Annotated in this window: 10 protein-coding genes and 1 tRNA gene; 7 read left to right on the top strand and 4 right to left on the bottom strand. The window is 65.3% G+C overall.

Going from position 1 to position 14,714, the window contains the following annotated elements; translation table 11 throughout:
• The 7 genes from SFHG_RS08040 to SFHG_RS08010 all read left to right on the top strand — a co-directional run.
• Nucleotides 1-2,326, top strand: a 2,326-nt coding sequence (locus SFHG_RS08040) for a hypothetical protein (protein ID WP_162096573.1), incomplete at its 5' end; no start/stop codon positions are given.
• 455 nt (nucleotides 2,327-2,781) lie between these two features.
• Nucleotides 2,782-2,856, top strand: a tRNA-Asn gene (locus SFHG_RS08035).
• A gap of 318 nt (nucleotides 2,857-3,174) precedes the next feature.
• Nucleotides 3,175-5,259 carry a ribosomal protection-like ABC-F family protein gene (abc-f, locus tag SFHG_RS08030; RefSeq protein ID WP_042436032.1) on the top strand — a complete coding sequence of 695 codons (2,085 nt, stop codon included), beginning with the start codon at nucleotides 3,175-3,177 and terminating at the stop codon, nucleotides 5,257-5,259.
• A gap of 260 nt (nucleotides 5,260-5,519) precedes the next feature.
• Complete coding sequence (locus tag SFHG_RS08025; RefSeq protein ID WP_081469023.1) at nucleotides 5,520-5,981, top strand: tRNA (cytidine(34)-2'-O)-methyltransferase; 462 nt, start codon at nucleotides 5,520-5,522, stop codon at nucleotides 5,979-5,981.
• Between the two features lie 39 nt (nucleotides 5,982-6,020).
• A complete protein-coding gene (locus SFHG_RS10180; RefSeq protein ID WP_052297874.1) occupies nucleotides 6,021-7,190 on the top strand; it encodes a hypothetical protein in 1,170 nt (389 codons plus the stop codon).
• A gap of 234 nt (nucleotides 7,191-7,424) precedes the next feature.
• The gene (locus tag SFHG_RS08015) at nucleotides 7,425-9,428 is read left to right on the top strand and encodes a protein kinase domain-containing protein (RefSeq protein WP_042436030.1); all 2,004 of its coding nucleotides are present in this window, start codon (nucleotides 7,425-7,427) and stop codon (nucleotides 9,426-9,428) included.
• A 5-nt stretch (nucleotides 9,429-9,433) separates the two neighbouring features.
• Nucleotides 9,434-10,417: an FHA domain-containing protein gene (locus SFHG_RS08010; RefSeq protein ID WP_042436029.1), complete on the top strand. Its 984-nt coding sequence runs from the start codon at nucleotides 9,434-9,436 to the stop codon at nucleotides 10,415-10,417.
• Between the two features lie 4 nt (nucleotides 10,418-10,421).
• Here SFHG_RS08010 and SFHG_RS08005 read toward each other — a convergent pair whose 3' ends face one another.
• From SFHG_RS08005 to nadA, 4 genes are read right to left on the bottom strand one after another with little or no spacing between them, the layout of a single operon-like run.
• Nucleotides 10,422-11,027 carry a transcription repressor NadR gene (locus tag SFHG_RS08005; protein WP_042436027.1) on the bottom strand — a complete coding sequence of 202 codons (606 nt, stop codon included), beginning with the start codon at nucleotides 11,025-11,027 and terminating at the stop codon, nucleotides 10,422-10,424.
• A 2-nt stretch (nucleotides 11,028-11,029) separates the two neighbouring features.
• The gene (gene nadC / locus SFHG_RS08000; protein ID WP_081469022.1) at nucleotides 11,030-11,956 is read right to left on the bottom strand and encodes a carboxylating nicotinate-nucleotide diphosphorylase; all 927 of its coding nucleotides are present in this window, start codon (nucleotides 11,954-11,956) and stop codon (nucleotides 11,030-11,032) included.
• Nucleotides 11,953-13,683: an L-aspartate oxidase gene (locus SFHG_RS07995; RefSeq protein ID WP_238318309.1), complete on the bottom strand. Its 1,731-nt coding sequence runs from the start codon at nucleotides 13,681-13,683 to the stop codon at nucleotides 11,953-11,955. Before SFHG_RS07995 ends, nadC begins: the two co-directional genes overlap by 4 nt.
• 9 nt (nucleotides 13,684-13,692) lie before the next feature.
• Nucleotides 13,693-14,691: a quinolinate synthase NadA gene (gene nadA, locus SFHG_RS07990; protein ID WP_081469021.1), complete on the bottom strand. Its 999-nt coding sequence runs from the start codon at nucleotides 14,689-14,691 to the stop codon at nucleotides 13,693-13,695.
• Between the last annotated feature and the right edge of the window lie 23 nt (nucleotides 14,692-14,714).

Genomic DNA, 14,714 nt, shown 5'->3' with positions numbered 1-14,714 from the left:
CGGCGGGCAATCCGCGCAGCCCGGCAACACTCCCTATAGTCGCTGGTCGCGCGGCGGGTCGGGGACTACGCGCATGCCGGGCGGCTCGGCTGCCGCCGGCGCTCACGCCGGCAACTCGGCGCAGCCTGCGTATGCGCGCCACGGCCGTCACGGCGCCGTGCGCCCGCAGCAGGGCTGGGCTTCGCCTTCCGAAACCTGCGACATGGGCTTCGCCGGCTCTGCTGGCGCCTACGTCAGCCCGCTCAAGCGTTTCGCCGGCCTTGTTGTCTGCGTGCTGATCGCCGTGCTCATTGAGGTGTTCGGCTTCAACCTGGCCTTCTTCACGTCCATGACGTACCCGCAGGTGGGGACGTACCTGGTCAACGGCGTCGCGGCAGGAACCGAAGGCGCGCTGACGCTCGATTCGTCCGCGAACTACTTCGAGATCACGGGCCTTGACGACACCGTTCGCAGCATCCATTTCACCCCTCAGCTTAACGACCCTGCCGCGGCGGCTAAGGCCACCGACAGCAAGCTGCAGGTGGTCATGTATCTGCAGGACGAAGGCAACGCGAACTACTATCAGCTGCCTGCGGTCTCGGTCGACCCGAAGGACGCTGCGAGCACTTATATCAGCTTGGACCCGGCGGGCGACTGCCATTCCATCTACGTCTCGATCACGAACCTGGCCGACGTGGGCCCGGTGACCGTGACGGGAATCGGGCTGAACCAGCAGGTGCCGCTCGACATCGACCCGCTGCGTTTCGCCTGCATTCTGGCGGTGCTGCTGGTGCTGTACGCTGTCCGTCCTCAGTCGGTCCTGTTCAGCCGCGTGTTCGACGGCCGCATCACGCGCCAGGGCTGGATGGTCATCGGGTTGGTGGCCGTGCAGTGCGTCGTCATCTTCATCCTGGTCATGTCCAATACGCACTTCCTGTCCATCACGCACACCGCCAGCACGGAGAACCAGTTCCAGTACCAGAAGCTCGCCCAGGCGCTGCTTCAGGGGCACTTCTACCTTGACGACGTGCCCTCGGCCGCGCTGCAGGCCATGGACAACCCCTACGACACCGCGGCGCGCGATTCGGCCGGCGTGCCTTACCTGTGGGATCACGCGTACTATCAGGGGAAATACTACGTGTACTTCGGAGTGCTGCCGTGTTTGGTGTTCTACGTCCCGTGGCTGTTGCTCACGGGAACCGGGTTTCCCACGTGGCTCGGCGTCGCCATCTGCGACTGCGCGTATGTGGCGGGCGTCGCGTACCTGCTCACGCGCGTTTCGCGCCGATGGTTCCCTCGCACGTCGATCGGCGTGCTGCTTGTGCTCGATATCATGATGTTCGTGGCCGGCGGCGGGCTGATTTTGGCGCGCACGCCCAGCATGTACTTCCTGCCCGAGGCAATGGGCCTGGCCCTGATCAGCTGGGGTTTGGGGCTGTGGGTGTCGGGCACCACGGGCGGTTTCATAGATCGCAGGCGTGTGGTGGCCGGTGCGGCGCTCATCGCGCTGACGCTTGCTGCGCGCCCGCAGATGGTGCTTGCCGCCGTGTTCGGGCTGGTGCTGTTCTGGCCGTTTTTGCGCGACGCCCGCGGCAACGCCCAGGCGCGACGCGCCTGCCTAGGCGCCTTCCGCGCCGCGCTCACGCCGTTTCTGGTGGTCGCCGCAGCGGTCATGGTGTACAACTTAGCGCGCTTCGGCAGTCCGCTCGACTTCGGCGCGAACTACAACCTCACCACCAACGACATGACGCATCGCGGGTTCCACGCCGACCGCATCCCGTTCGGCCTGTACGCGTACCTGTTCCAGCCTCCGGCGCTGGGCAGCCAGTTCCCGTTCATGCACCAGACCTACATGGACCCGGCATATCAGGGCGTCACCATCTACGAGCCCATGTTCGGCGGCTATTTCTTCCTGTACCCGATGACGCTTGTGCTGCTGGCGCTGCCGCGCGTTCGCCACGGCCTGAAGGCGAAGGGCCTCATGCCGCTGTGGATCTGCGCGGTGTGCGTGGCGGTGGTGCTGTGCATCTTCGACTTGCAGGGCGCCGGCATCCTTATGCGCTACATTTGCGACTTCGGGCTGTACTTCGCCCTTGCGGCGGCGCTGTCGTTTTTGGAGCTTTTGCAGGTGCGCTCGAGCGAGCCGCTGTCGAAGGGATGGACCACGCAGTTGGGCGCCCATGCGCAGGTGCCCGTGCAGCAGGCGGGCGCGCATGCGGTGGCGTCGGCCGCTGTGGCGGGGCAGACGGTGTCGGTGTACCGCATCGCGCTGTACTTCATGTTCGGGTCGCTCGTGCTGATGATCGGCGCGAACGTGCTGCTGTGGAACGCGTTCGGGATTTACTAGAACGCGGCGCTTGGCGGCGGGCGTGAAAGATCTGGGGCTCATTCCTGCTGTTCAGGAAGGTTTCTCCGCTGTCGCGTCTTGAAATGCGAGTTTTCCGAAAGTTAGACAGCGATCTTTTTTCGTGGTTGTAGCGAACGCATACAATCCCGTAATAAACAACGCACATCGTCGTTCCGGCAGCATCCTCTACCCGAAACCACCCTCGACCATTTGGAAAACTCGCATTCTCAGCCATGATTCGGCGAAAAGCTTCCGTCTTATTCCTTGTTCACCCGAGCCATACATGTCCGGCTGAGTTCGATAACGAAATCGAAGTGTTCGGATGAGGTTGCGAATCAAGCCTCAAGCCCCTGGAATCGGCTGCTGAAAAAATTTTTGAAAAAGGGGGTTGCGCCGAAAATTGAAATGTCTATAATACTTTCTTGCGCCAAGGAAACGAAGCGCACCGAAGAAATTCCTCGGTAGCTCAACGGCAGAGCATCCGGCTGTTAACCGGAGGGTTGTAGGTTCGAATCCTACCCGGGGAGCCATGAAGCTCCAAGAACCGCCAGCGCAAGTTGGCGGTTCTTTTTTTGTTGAACGGGTTCCCTCAAGCTAATCCGCCTTAAACGGATCAGCTTGGACGAATCGCCTTAAACGGATCAGCTTGAGAGGATTCTCTTGGACGGATTTCCGAGAGGGTTCCCTTGAACGGATTCCCTCGTCTGCGGGGCGTCCGTTTTCCCCTACTGCGGGGGCGTGCTGATTTTCCTCTCTGCGAGGGTATCCGTTTTTGCGTTCATTTCTCGGTGTCGGCTGCCCGCTCCCTTCGCGTAGGTTCGTTTTAGCGCTAAAGGAGTTGTCGCACCATGATCATGCAGGTTGAGCATCTGTCGAAGTCGTTCGGCGGGCGCACGCTGTTCTCCGACGTCACGTTCAAGCTGGAGGAATACGACCGCCTGGCGCTCGTAGGCCCCAACGGCGCCGGTAAAACCACCATGCTCAACATCATCAGCGGCCGCGAGGACGCCGACGAGGGCCGCATCCTGTTCGCAAAGGGCGCCCGTGTGGGCTACCTGGAGCAGGAAGCCATCGAGATGCCCGATCGCCCCATCTTCGAGGAGGTCATGTCCTCGCAGGTGGAAATCCTGGAAGCCGAGCAGCGCCTGCGCGAGCTGGAGGAGTCGCTGGGCGACAACCCCACCGAGCGCCAGCTTGCCGCAGCCGGCCGTGCGCGCGACGCCTACGAGATGCTGGGCGGCTACACCATCGAGGCCAAGGTCCGCGGCGTGCTGTTCGGCCTGGGATTCAAGGAAGGCGACATCAAGCAGGCCACCACGAACTTCTCCGGCGGCTGGCAGATGCGCATCGCGCTGGCCAAGCTGCTGGTCCGCAATCCCGAGGTGCTCATGCTCGACGAGCCCACAAACCACCTGGACCTTGAGTCGGTGAAGTGGCTCGAGGGCTTTTTGCGCGGCTACGAGGGCACCGTTATCGTGGTCAGCCACGACCGCGAGTTCATGGACAATATGATCGACCGTGTGGCCGAGGTGGCCAACGGCCGCGTCAACCTGTACAAAGGCAACTATTCCGCGTACCTCAAGGCGCGCGAGGAGCGCATCGAGCGCCTGCGCCAGCAGCGCACCAAGCAGCTTGAGGAGATGAAGCACCTGGAGGACTTCGTCGAGCGTTTCCGCTACAAGGCCACCAAGGCCCGCCAGGCCCAGGAGCGCGCGCAGCGCCTGGAGCGCCTGAAAGAGGAGCTCATCGAGATTCCCGAGGAGAAGAAGCCCATCCACTTCAACTTCGTGCAGCCGCCGCGCACCGGCGACGAGGTGGTGCGCTGCCGCGGCCTGGTGAAGGCCTTCGGCGACAAGCGCGTCTACGACAACTTCGACTTCACCATGTACCGCGGCGACAAGGTGGCGCTTGTGGGCCCCAACGGCGCGGGCAAATCCACGCTTATGAAGATGATCGCGGGCGTCATGAAGCCCGACGCCGGCACTATCGACTACGGCGTGCACGTGGCGCTGACGTACTATGCGCAGCACCAGCTGGAGGAGCTGCACGCGGGCAATACCGTGTTCGAGGAGCTCGATCACGTGGCGCCGGGTTGGAATATCAGCCAGGTGCGCAGCCTGCTCGGCGCCTTCCTGTTCGAAGGCGATGCCGTTGAGAAGAAGGTCAGCGTGCTCTCCGGTGGCGAGAAGGGCCGCCTGGCGTTGGCGAAGATGCTCGTGGCGCCCAAGCCGCTGCTGTGCCTTGACGAGCCCACCAACCACCTGGACATCGCCAGCGCCGACGTGCTTGAGCAGGCGCTCAACCGCTTCGAGGGCACCATCCTGCTCATCACGCACGACCGCCACCTCATCCGCAGCGTCGCGAACCGCATCGTGGAGGTGAAACCCGGCAAGGTCACCGTCTACGACGGCGATTACGACTACTACCTGTTCAAGTCCGGCCAGCTCGACGGGCCCGAGCCCACCGACGAGTCGCTGGTCGATGAGCTGATGGAGCGCAAACCTGCCGGCAAGGGCGGGTCGGGGAAGGGGAAGGCGTCGAAGAGCGCCTCTTCCGCGCCTTCTTCGCCCGCTTCGCCTGCGCCTGCCGCTACGGGTGAGCTGACGGCCAAGCGCGGCAGCTCGCCGAAGACCAAGGAGCAGAAGCGCCGCGAGGCCGAGGCGCGCAACCGCGCCTACGCTGCGCTGAAGAACCACCGCAAGCGCATTGCCGAGCTCGACAAGCAGATGGAGCGCGATAACGCCCGCATGGAGGAGCTTTTGGCGAAGATGGCCGACCCCGACTTCTACATCAACGAGGATGCGTCCTCGGACGCCGTTGCCGAGCACTCCAAGCTCAAGCAGCGTATCGCCGCTGCCGAGGAGGAGTGGTTCATGCTCAATGAAGAGCTCGAAGAGGAGATGGCCAAGCAGGCCGAGGCCATGGGCGTGTAGGGGCTTCGCCGGGCGTGCGATTGCGCGTCTGGCGGCGCTCGGTGTTGTCGGGGCTCGGTCATTTGGAGTCGTGGCGTCTGTGGGCTTGAAACGGCGGGTGCACAGCGGCGGGAAGCGCGGGCACCGGCGCGCCGTGGTTTTCCAAAAGCCTGAAACGGCGGGTGCGCGTTGGTGGGAAAGCATCTGCATGGGCAGGCGCGTCTCTGCGGGAGACCGCCGGTTCGCGAAAAATCGGATCGTTCGAACGAAAGGTTGCAAGGATGCTGAACATCGTGTTGGTGGAGCCTGAGATCCCCCAGAACACGGGGAACGTGGCACGCACGTGCGCGTGCATCGGCGCGCGGTTGCATCTGGTGGAGCCCATGGGTTTCGCCGTCACGCAGCGCAACCTTGCGCGCGCGGGGTGCGACTACTGGGACGATGTCGACATCGTGCGCTGGTCGTGCGCCGACGAGTTCTTCGAGGCCCATGCCGCCGATGAGCTGCACCTGTTCACGGGGCACGTGCAGCGCAGCTTCGCCGATGTTTCGTACGGTCCGGACGCCTGGCTGGTGTTCGGGCGCGAAAGTCGTGGGCTCGACGAGGCCGTTATGCAGCGCTTCGAGTCCGCCTGCGTGCGCATCCCCATGCGCGATGGCATGCGTAGCTTAAACTTAAGCAATTCGGTTGCAATAGCCGCTTACGAGGCTTTGCGCCAGCAAAACTGGCCCGGTCTGGCATAACGGCGACTTTTGAGACGAACGGGGAAAGGAGGGAAGGCGATGACGGAGCAGAACGCGCACGACGACGAGCGCGATACGGCGGATCTGGCCACCAACGATGCCGCGGATTTGGCGGCTGGCGACGCGACGGACTTGGTCACCGACGATACGGCAGACTTGGCAATCGATGATACGTCGGATTCGGCCGTCGATGATACGTCGGACCTGGCCGCCGGCGACGCGGCGGACTTGGCCATCGATGATGCGACGGATTTGGCTGCCGCTGACACGGCGCGCCCTCAGGCGCCCGCTGAGCAGCCTACGCCCGCTGGCCGCGCCGTCAGCCCTTCCCCTAGCCCCACGCCCACGTTCGCCGCAACCGATCGCCCTGCGCGCCGCGCGCGCAGGCTGCGGTGGAAGCCCGGAATCACCCGTCCCATGATGGCGCTTTCGGCAGCGTCGTTCGCCCTGATGGTTGCGTGCGTAGGCGGTTACGTGTCTGCAATCCCCGCCGTGGTTGCCGGCGACAAGCCCGGCGCGGTGGTGATCCCGCTGGAGTCCGCGCTGTGGCTTGACGGCCAGATGCGCGAGGTCCAGGCAGGCCCTGCGAACTCGACGCGCGCAGTGGGTCCCTTGACGGTCGAAGGGTCGAAGACCGATGCCGCTGCGCCCGATGCCGCGGCTGCTTTGGGCATTGGCTCGAGCTCCGGCATGCTGGGCGTTGCGTCGCTGACCGGGGCATCTGCGGCTTCTTCGGTGGATTCGTCGTTCACCCGTGTTCAGCAGATCGCTGGCGCCTCGGCTGCGTCGGGGTCTGGTTCCGCGTCGGGCTCCGCGGCTTCCGGAGGCTCGTCGCAGGCGGGCTCGGGATCTGCGGGAAGCGGTTCCGCGTCCGGCTCCGGTTCCGGCTCGGGCGGCTCCGGCTCCGGCGGTTCGGGCAGCGCGTCGGACGACGCGAGCGGTTCGGGCTCGGGTTCGGAAAGCGCCGGCGGCTCCGGTTCCGCGCCTGCGCCTGCCGGCCCAACGGCCGAGCAGGAGGCGGCGGCGTATGCCGTGCTGGTCGATCATCAGGCCCGCGTGAACGATTATGTTACGCGCTTGAACAACGCCGTGGCCGCGTTCAACAACGACTGCATGAGCACGTCGCCCCCTTCGCCAAAGCGATTACAACGAGTGTGCGGCCATCGACAGCCAAACGCTCACCGACTTCCTGCTGCTGCGCAATTCTGACGCGTTCGCCGATGGCTCGCGCTGGCTGGAGCAAAAGGGCAACCTCCAGCGTGCGTATATCGCGTTGGACCAGTACCTCTCCGTCATTTACGACGCGTGGGGGTTGAACTTGGCATACGAGAACCCGGCGGAAGGGGTTGATCGCTGGATGGAACCCGTTCGCGCTGATCAGGATGCCTCCGGCAACAGCATTGCGGCGGCGCATCTGAACGAGACGTTAGCGAGCATCAGGTTATGAGCGGGCATCTGGACAAGGGCGGCGTGCTCGCCTCGTCGGGCGCCGTTCAGGGCATGCGCCTGGTGCGTGTGGCGGATTTCAGCGCGCCGCTTTCGCTTTCCGATGCCGATCGGCCGTCCTACGTGCGTCGTTTCGTCACGTTGTTCGTGTCGCAGGGGCAGGCCCATCGCGGCGGCACGGGCCGCGTGGAGCATGCGCGCAACGCGCAGGGCGAGCACCTGGCGCTCAAGCTGCTTTCGCTTCCGCATCGCCGCGATGGCGAAACCGAGGATGATCATGAGCGCCGCATGCGCGCCTCGCGTTCCGCGTTCGAACGCGAATACGAGTGCCATATCCTGCTGTCGGGGCTGAAGGGCTTCCCCCGTCTGTATGGCCGGGGCACCGTTGACGGGGTGCCGTGCATCGTCATGGAATGGGTTGAGGGCATCACCTTGGACCGCGTGCGGCGGCAGCTTGCCGTCGACGGTTGCGGCCGTGTGAGCCCGCTGGTGGCGGCGCGCCTGGGCCGCGACCTGTTCGACCTGGTGGCGCGCATGGGGTATGTGGAAGGCGGGTTCGTACACCGCGACATCAGCCCGCGCAACGTTATGGTGCGCACCTCGCGGCTGTCCTTGGAGCAGCAGGTGGACGAGGGTGTGTTCGACCTGTACCTCATCGACTTCGGCTCGTCGGCCGAGTCGGAGCTGCGCTCCACGTCGTTCACCAGCGAGAACGCGGTGTTCCGCGGCGCCACGGCCGATTTCGCGCCGCCCGAGATGCTCAGCGACGACATCCCGGGCCTGGCCGAGCTGCGTAAATCGCCGGCGATCGACGCGTACGCCGCGGCTAGCGTGGTGTACCAGCTGGCGTGCGGGCGCGTCCCTTACGACCTGCATGCGGTTGGGGAAGATGGGGCGCCGGTTTCGCCGTATCGCGCGAAGATGGCCGCTCCCGCGCCGGCTGCGGTGATGGCGCACGCCCGAGCCGACGAGCTGCTCGAGGCGCTTGCCCGCGAACCCGAGGTGGCGGTTGCGGTGCAGCACGCGCAGGACAAGCTGTCTGCGCCGATGGGGGTGTCGGAGGCTGCCGAGGCGCTGTCCTTTGTGGATGAGCAGCTGGGTATCGTGTTGGGCGATTGCCTGGCTCGCGGGCAATCCGATCGCCCTGACGCCGCGGCGGTCCGCGATGCGCTGTCGTCGTTCTCCATCCACTACGCCGACAACGTGGAGCGGTCGTTTTGCGGTCGCCCGCTGGTGCCGTGCGTGCCCGGCGGGTTTGCCGCGTCGGCGCTCGATGTGGCCGATTCCACGCTGGCTCATGTGCGTATGGCGTGCAAGGGCGTCGCGGCGGCGGCATTGGCGGGGGTTGCGGTCTCGGCGGCCGTGCTTGCCAACGGGGCGCAGGCGTCGCTTGATGCGGTGGGTTTTGCCTGGTCCGGCGGTGTTCCCGGGGCTGCAGTGGCCGTTGCGGCGCTGTTCCCCGCGTTGGTGGGGCTATCGTTGCGCTTTGGCGGTTCGCGCACCATAGCGGGCTTTTTGCGCGGCACGGCGGGCCTTGCGGTAACGTTCGCGGCCCTGTGGCAGGTGCTTGCCGACATGCGCTTCGAGGCGGCGGCGCAGCAGCACTTGCTTTCCATGGCGTTGGTGGCCGCAGCGGCGGCGGGCTGGTGCATCATGGTGGCCGATTTCGCGCTGAATGCGGCGTTGCCCCAGATGATTCGCCGTCGCGCGTTGCCGTCAGGGGTTTCCGACGACTCTGCCGTGCTTCCGAGCGTGGCAGCGCCGGTCCTTGCAAGCGAGGCCGGGAACGGCGAAGCGCGGCAGGTTTGCAGTTTGCGGGCCGCAGACGGGCGCAATGCAGGTGAGCCCGGGGTTTCCGCCGATGTGCAAAACCCGGATCGCGACGACGATTCGCAACCCGAGTACGAGATTGACGATCCCGCGGGTGGGGTTTCGAGCGCAAAAGCCCGCTTCGCCGGCGGGAGCGAAGCTGCGGATGACGATATGAGCGAAGGAGCGTGAGGCTGATGGCAACGGAGTTGACGCCGTGCGGCGCCCTGTTCGAGACCATGAAGCGCTATGGCGGCATCAGCCACAAGGACCTGGCGCGCCTGGTGCTGTCCGGCCGTCCGCTTGCCGATGGCAAAAGCCCGCTGTCGCGTTGCGACGACCGTACATGGGTTTCGCGCTTCATCGTGCACGCCCCCGTGGGCTCATTGCAGGACCGCTACTTTTGCGATTGGGGCGTGGCGGCGCTTCGCGTTTCGGCGCGCCTGCGCTCCCGCGACGGGAAGGGCCTGTCGGCTGAGGAGACGTTATCGCTGGTCACGAACCAGGGCGGCGCGCTAATGGAGCAGGCGCTGCGCGAGTGCCATCAGGACCTGGCGCTGTATCGCAATGTGCTGGAGCGCCTGGCTCGCGGCGTGGGCTATAGCGTTGAGGAACGCGCCGAGCTGGCCATGGTGCTGTTCGTGGCGGCGGGGTGCAGCGCGAACGTGAAGCGTGCGTGCGCTTACGTGCTCGATTACGTGAAGACGGTGCATGGCGGAAGGCTGGAAACCGTCCCCGCAGCCGTCATGGACCAAGGTGAGCAGCCTGGCACGGCGTCCGCGGATCCGCGCGAACAGGCGCAGGCGCTGGGCCTGTTGCGCATGGTGGGAGGCCTGGTTTCCGGGGGCTTGCACTGGGTGCAGCCGCTTTCCGACGGCGTGGAGATCGGCGCGCTGGCCCTGGGGCCTGACGACATCAACGACGTGGAGCCCGACGTGTCGGGCCATCATCTGCGCGTCTGGTGCAACGAAGCGGGCCGGTGGTGCGTGCAGGGCTTGGGAAGCTCCAACGGCACCGTGCTGATCAGCGGCGAAGACGGCTCCGAGACGGTGGTTGAGCCGGCGCGCTCGGGTGCTTCCGCATGCGCGGAGCCGGTCGAGGTGCACGCCGGCGACGAGCTGGTTCTTGCCGGGTCGACCCGGTTCATGCTTATCGAGGGCATGCCGGAAAGCTGGGAATAATTCCTTATCCCTCCTGTTCGTGGGGGAGCAGCGGGGCTAGGAAGCCCTTGTCCGCGAGCGCCCGGCCGATGGCTTCGAGGGCCTCGTTGTTTGGCGCCGACACCAGGTGATAGTGGTATCCCGAGGTGGCAGTGCTCAGCGGCGAGGATTTCCCGCTTTCGATATCGTTGATGAACCGTTCGATATCCGCCTGGTTGGCGATCTCCAAAGGCGCGGTGATGCGACCGTAGGCGCGATGGCTGATGGACACGTTGTGCACGCGCCCGCCGAGTGCGACGATGGTCTGCAGTTCGTCCCTGGTTTGCTCGACCTCGTGGTGCAGCTTGAACGTGCGGGCTGGCTCGTCAAGGTGCACGGCCGGTTGCTCCGCGGCGTTTTGCGCCATGGTTTGCGTTGCGTTTTGAGCTGCGGTTTGCGCGGCATCAGCCAGCACGTAGCCCTTCGTGGTTGCCACGATGCTTGCGCCTGCCTTGCGCAGCAGCGCGATGTCCTGCACGATGATCTGCCGGCTGACGTTAAGGGTGTTCGCAAGCTGACCGCCGGATACCGGTGCATCGGCTGATCGGAGCGCATCGAGCAGCGATGCGCGTCTGGCCTCGGCTTTTGTCATGGCTACTGCTCGCTTTCCCGGTGTACGTCGGTGACCGGTGCGTTGCCGTTAGCAGTCGCGGTGTTATCGGTTTTGCCGTCCAGCATGCGCAGGTGCTTCATGGACACATCCAGGATAGGCGCCGAGTGGGTGAGCGCGCCGCTGGACACGAAGTCGATGCCCAGGTCGGCGATGGCCTGCACGTTGTGCGCGTCGATGTTGCCGGAGCACTCGGTCTTCGCGCGCCCGTCGATGAACGCGACGGCCGCCGCCATCGCGTCGTGGTCCATGTTGTCGAGCATGATGATGTCCGCCCCGGCAGCGATCGCCTCCTCGACCTGCGCGAACTTTTCGCACTCCACCTCGATCTCGCGCACGAACGGGGCGTGGGCGCGCGCTGCCTCGATGGCTTCGCGCACGCCGCCTGCGGCGGCGATGTGGTTGTCCTTCAGCAGCACCCCGTCGGAAAGGTTGTAGCGGTGGTTGCGTCCGCCGCCGCACCTGACGGCCTCCTTCTCGAACACGCGCATGTTCGGCGTGGTTTTGCGCGTGTCCACCAGCTGGGTGGTGCTGCCCTCGAGGAGCGCAGCCACGCGGTGCGTGTAGGTGGCGATGCCGCTCATGCGCTGCAGGTAGTTCAGGGCCACGCGCTCGCCCGACAGCAGCACGCGCACGTCGCCGGTTACTGTCGCAAGCGTCTGGCCTGCGCAAACGTCGTCGCCGTCTGCGGCGAAGCGCTGGATGCGGGTTTCGGGGTCAAGGATGGCGAACGTGCGCTCGAACACGTCGAGGCCGCACAGCACGCCGTCGGCCTTCGCGATCAGGTCCACGGCGGCGGGGCGTGCATCGGGCATGATGGAGGCGGTGGAAACGTCCTCGTTGGTGATGTCCTCGGCCAGCGCCTGGCGGATAAGCGGTTCGGCCACGGTTGTCAGCGTGATGGGATTCATGCGCAAACGACCTCCTTGGAGCTTGCGGTGCGATCGGTGTCGGACGGGGGAGGGATTTGCGGGCAGGTTTGCGCTTCGGTTTGCGAACCGGGTTGCCCAGCGTTGTGGGGCTCGGTTCGCAGCGCGCTTTGCCCGGCGTTTTGCGCGCAGGTTTGCGGCTCGTCGTGTACTGCGTTTTGCGTGCAGGTTTGCGGCCTGGTTTGCGTTGCGGTTTGCGGTCCGTCGTGCGCTGCGCTTTCGCGGGTTTTGCGCTCGGCTTCGGCGCAGAGGCGCTTGTACGCCTGCGCGTCGGCGCCGCAGGGCTGCTCGGGATAGGTTTGCGCGACGGGCGCTTCCACGCCCAGCTTGCGGCACATGTCCCACGCCGCACGCTGGGCGAACACGAGCGACTCAAGCAGCGAGTTGCTGGCCAGGCGGTTCTTCCCGTGCACGCCGTTGCAGCTGGTCTCGCCGGCGGCGTACAGCCCCGACAGGTCCGTAGCGCTGTTGCGGTCAACCCGCACGCCGCCCATGAAGTAATGTTGTGCAGGTACGACGGGGATGGGCTCGCGCGTGATGTCGAATCCTTCCTCCAGGCAGCGCTTGTAGATATTCTTGAAGTGTCCTGTGATCTCGTCTTTCGGCATGTTGACGAAAGAAAGGCGCACGTAATCCGAGCCTTCTGCAGCCATCTGCCGGTATATGGCCGCGCTTACCACGTCGCGCGGTTGCAGCTCGTCGGTGAAGCGATTCCCGTTAGCGTCGAGCAGCACGGCCCCTTCGCCACGGCACGATTCCGAAACCAGAAACGCACGGCCCGGCCGCGTCGAGTACAGGGAAGTGGGGTGGATCTGCACGTAGTCCATGTGCTCGAGGGCGATGCCGTGGCGCTCGGCGATGGCGCACGCGTCGCCGGTAAGGCTGGGGAAGTTGGTGGAGCGCGGGTACGTGCCGCCGATGCCGCCGCAGGCCCAAAGCGTCTGATCCGCGAAGATGCGCAGTTGCGCCCCGTCTGCCGTGTGTGCGACCACGCCGCAGCAACGCGTCTGCGGCTGGCGGCCCTCGCCATCTTCCTGCGTGACCAGGATGTCGTCCATGCAGGTGTGTTCCAGGATGCGGACGTTGGGCAGTTCGCGCACGCAAGCAAGCAGCGTGGAGGTTATCTCGTCGCCGGTGATGTCGCTGTGGAAGCAGATGCGCGGGCGGCTGTGCGCGCCTTCGCGGGTGTAGCGTAGGTTGCCCGCCTGGTCGCGCTCGAAGTCCACGCCGCGTTTCACTAGGTCGGAGATGATGCTGCGGCTTGCGCGGATCATCAAATCCACGCTCTCGCAGCGGTTCTCGTAATGGCCCGCGCGCAGGGTGTCCTCGAAAAACGGCGCGTAGTCGGCGTCGTCGTGCTGCACGCAGATGCCGCCTTGCGCCAGCATGGAATCGCATTCGTCCACGGTCGTCTTCGCCAGCATCACCACGGAAAGCGTGGAGGGAAGGTTGAGCGTGCAGTACAAGCCCGCCACGCCGCAGCCGACGATGACCACGTCGCAGGCGATGTCGCGCGCCTCGGCTGCGCCGTAGCACTCCGGTTGTAATCGGTCACCGGCTGACTCGCGTGCGTCATCGATGTGCGTGCGAGCTGCAGCGGAAGCCATTGTTTCCGCAGGTGCGACAGAATGCGCGCGAGCCGTATCCGCTATCACCGTTTCCGCAGGTGCAGCACCCATTTCGCCAGCTAATTCGTTCTTTTCGCTCATCTTCGCCGCCTATTTTGCCGCGTACTCCAGCATGCGTTCGAGCGTCAGGCACGCCGCGGGGGCCAGGTTGTCGCCCACGTGCACCTCGTACGGGGCGGGGTTGCGCAGGCATGCTGCCAGCTTCGGCAGCGTGACCAGGTCCATGTTCTCGCAGCGCGGCGTGGTGGCGGGGAAGTGGAAGCGCTTGCCCGTGCCCTGGGTGCGCAGCTCCAGCTCGCGGATGATGCCGACCACGGTGCACACGATGAACTCCTGCGCGTCCGACGCGGCGGCGTGCTCGATCATGCCCTTCGTCGACCCGATGTAATCGGCCTCGGCCAGCACGTCGGCCGGGCACTCGGGGTGCGCCATGACCTCGGCGTTGGGGTGAGCTTCCTCCAGGTCGATGATCTGCTCCACGCTGATGGTCACGTGGCGCGGGCAATAGCCCTTGTTCAGGATGACGTGCTTGTCGGGAAGCTGGCTTGCCACGTAGCGGCCCAGGTTCATGTCGGGGATGAACAGGATGTTGCGCTGCGGCAGGTTGCTGCAGATCTTCACGGCGTTCGAGGAGGTCACGCACACGTCGGACCAGGTCTTCGCCTCGGCGGTGGAGTTGACGTAGCACACGACGGCCAGGTCGTCGCCGTATTCGGCGCGCACGCGGTCGATGTCGGGCTTGCTGATCATATGCGCCATGGGGCAGTCGGCGGCGGGTTCGGGCAGAAGCACCGTTTTGTCCGGATTGAGCAGCTTCGCCGATTCGCCCATGAACTCGACGCCGCACAGCACGATGGTCTGCTGCGGCAGGTCGACGGCAAGTTTCGCCAGGGCGAAGCTGTCGCCGACGTAGTCGGCCGCGGCCTGCACCTCGGGCGGCACGTAATAGTGCGCCAAGATCACGGCGTCGCGCTGCTCTTTCAGCTGCGCGATCTCCTGGGTGAGCGCCGCGATGGACCCGGCTGCGTCGGACGCTTGCGCGCCTGTGCCGGTTTGCCCTGCGTTGTTTTCGATGACCTGCTCGCTCATGTTCGCTCCATGCTTCCGTGCGG

This window comes from Senegalimassilia anaerobia JC110 (genome assembly GCF_000236865.1).
GTDB classification, from domain to species: domain Bacteria; phylum Actinomycetota; class Coriobacteriia; order Coriobacteriales; family Eggerthellaceae; genus Senegalimassilia; species Senegalimassilia anaerobia.
Note: the sequence above shows the minus strand (reverse complement) of the source record. Positions and strands in the feature narration are given on the sequence as shown.

Excerpts from the sequence above, each read along its gene's own strand:
- abc-f (WP_042436032.1), top strand. The coding sequence starts at position 3,175 with ATGATCATGCAGGTTGAGCATCTGTCGAAGTCGTTCGGCGGGCGCACG.
- SFHG_RS08025 (WP_081469023.1), top strand. The coding sequence starts at position 5,520 with ATGCTGAACATCGTGTTGGTGGAGCCTGAGATCCCCCAGAACACGGGG.
- SFHG_RS10180 (WP_052297874.1), top strand. The coding sequence starts at position 6,021 with ATGACGGAGCAGAACGCGCACGACGACGAGCGCGATACGGCGGATCTG.
- SFHG_RS08015 (WP_042436030.1), top strand. The coding sequence starts at position 7,425 with ATGAGCGGGCATCTGGACAAGGGCGGCGTGCTCGCCTCGTCGGGCGCC.
- SFHG_RS08010 (WP_042436029.1), top strand. The coding sequence starts at position 9,434 with ATGGCAACGGAGTTGACGCCGTGCGGCGCCCTGTTCGAGACCATGAAG.
- SFHG_RS08005 (WP_042436027.1), bottom strand. The coding sequence starts at position 11,027 with ATGACAAAAGCCGAGGCCAGACGCGCATCGCTGCTCGATGCGCTCCGA.
- nadC (WP_081469022.1), bottom strand. The coding sequence starts at position 11,956 with ATGAATCCCATCACGCTGACAACCGTGGCCGAACCGCTTATCCGCCAG.
- SFHG_RS07995 (WP_238318309.1), bottom strand. The coding sequence starts at position 13,683 with ATGAGCGAAAAGAACGAATTAGCTGGCGAAATGGGTGCTGCACCTGCG.
- nadA (WP_081469021.1), bottom strand. The coding sequence starts at position 14,691 with ATGAGCGAGCAGGTCATCGAAAACAACGCAGGGCAAACCGGCACAGGC.